Below are 2,172 nucleotides of genomic sequence, written 5' to 3' on the forward strand. Positions count from 1 at the left end.
GCGTCGCCAAGCACGTGGGCGACATCTATCCCGGACGGTGCCGTCTTTCTAATTCGCGATGTGCCGCGCTGCGCAACCGGCCGCTTTCGAGAAGCGATTGGCGGTGCAGGTCATGTCGAGGAGAATGCCCTCGATCTCGCGAGGGCTGAATAATCTTGTGATGCTTAGACGACGTCGATTGGACGAAGTCGCGGCGTTAGACCAGCTTCTTGAGCGCCGGCGAGACTTTGAATCTCACGGTTTTGCCCGCCTTAACCTTGACCGGCTCACCCGTGCGTGGGTTGAGCGCCTTGCGGGCCTTTGTCTTGGCGACACGGAAGGTGCCGAAGCTGGGTAGGGTGAAGCCACCTGAGGTCTTCAGCTCTTTGACGATGGCATCTATGAGATCGCTAGCCGCTCGATTAGCCGCGACACCGGTCAGCTCGGCAGAGTCCTGCAGAACGGAGGCAATGAAGGCTTTTGACACAGTTACCAGTCCTCATGGTGGTTGGGCGCATCTCCTGTACGGGATGGCTTCAGAAATTCAAGTGCCACGCTGGGATCATCTAACCACCCATCGTCCTCAGTGCCGTGCCCTAAAACGCGCTAATCATATCCATGGTGAGCATGGAGAGCCGAACAGCCCTTGCGGCCGTTGATCCAAGCCGTCAAAGGATCTCGGTGGAGACTGGCCCAAAATGACGGAGATCGCCCCAGACATGCGTGAGGCAGCCTTGGCCACGAAGCAGGGCGCGACGACCACAACTGCTTTGGCGGCGCTCGGCATCGTTTTTGGCGATCTCGGAACCAGCCCACTTTATACCTATCAGACTATTGTGAGCGGCGTGGGCGGTCGCCCTTCCGTGGGAGATGCGCTGGGCCTTCTCTCCCTCGTCGTCTGGACCTTGATCGTGACGATTTCGATCAAATACTGCATCCTCGTCATGAGGGCCGACAATCACGGCGAGGGAGGCATCCTAGCGCTCATGTCTCTCGTTGCCGGTCGCGCCGGCCGTGCCGCCCCCGCACTCATTGCCGTGGGGCTGTTTGGGGGCGCCCTAATCTACGGCGATGGCATCATCACGCCTGCCATCTCCGTACTGAGCGCGCTCGAGGGCATCAATGTCGTCACGACTATCTTCAAGCCCTATGTGATGCCCGCGGCTCTTCTGATCCTTTTCGCGCTGTTTGCGGCACAAACATTTGGCACTGCCTGCATCGGCCGTTTTTTCGGCCCCATCATGCTGATTTGGTTCGCGACGATCGCGGTGCTGGGCTTCCTAGGTCTCGTTCAACGTCCCGAAGTTCTAGCCGCCATCGATCCGCGTCATGGGGTAGATTTCCTTGTCCGCCATGGCTGGCGAAGCTTCATCGTGCTCGGGGGCGTTTTCCTCGCCATAACTGGCGGCGAAGCACTCTACGCCGACATGGGTAGCATCGGCCGTCGCCCGATCCGTCTATCCTGGTATGGAGTTGTGCTGCCCGCGCTGCTGCTCAGCTACGCGGGCCAAACGGCGCTTCTGATCAAGACACCCAACTTGATAGGCAATCCCTTTTTCAAGCTCGCACCTGGATGGGCCGTCGTTCCGCTCGTCGGCCTCGCGACCCTTGCCACCATCATTGCGAGCCAAGCCATCATCACGGGGGTCTTTTCCCTGACCCGACAGGCCATGCAGCTCGGCTGGTTTCCGGGCCTGCTCATCCGCCAGACCTCCGACAGGGAATACGGCCAAATCTATGTGCCCTTGGTGAACTGGACGATGATGATCGGCACGCTCGCACTGACCTTCGGTTTTGGGAGTTCGGACCGACTGGCGGGCGCCTATGGCACGGCCGTCTCGACCACCATGCTTCTCACGACCGTTCTCCTCTACAACGCGATGCGTGACCTCTGGCATTGGCCGAGATGGATCGCGCTTCCCGCGAGTGGCGCCTTTCTGGTCTTTGATCTCACCTTCTTCGCAGCAAACCTGCTCAAGCTGCGCGAGGGCGGCTGGGTGCCGCTGCTTTTGGGCGTGGTGATCTTCACGATCATGACCACATGGCATCGCGGCGTCGAGGCCATGCGGCGCCGCGCGGCGGAAAATGAGAAGAGCTCCGCAGACTTCTTCGCGGAACTCGAAACCGGGAACATCGCGCGGGTGCCCGGCACAGCGGTGTTTTTGAGCCGCGGCGGCATTCTGATCCCGCTGG

2 protein-coding genes are annotated in these 2,172 nt (G+C 60.2%); one reads left to right on the top strand and one right to left on the bottom strand.

Annotated features, from left to right (window positions below; translation table 11 throughout):
- Positions 1-196: 196 nt before the first annotated feature.
- Entirely contained in the window at positions 197-466 is a 270-nt protein-coding gene (locus tag GSQ83_RS12555; protein WP_158803235.1) for an HU family DNA-binding protein, read from the bottom strand.
- Positions 467-698: 232 nt separating this feature from the next.
- On the opposite strand from GSQ83_RS12555, the gene GSQ83_RS12560 reads away from it, so the two are divergent.
- Positions 699-2,172 (top strand): KUP/HAK/KT family potassium transporter (locus tag GSQ83_RS12560; protein ID WP_371418006.1); only part of this gene is annotated, 1,474 nt, incomplete at its 3' end.

This window comes from Acidisoma sp. L85 (genome assembly GCF_009765865.1).
GTDB lineage: Bacteria > Pseudomonadota > Alphaproteobacteria > Acetobacterales > Acetobacteraceae > Acidisoma.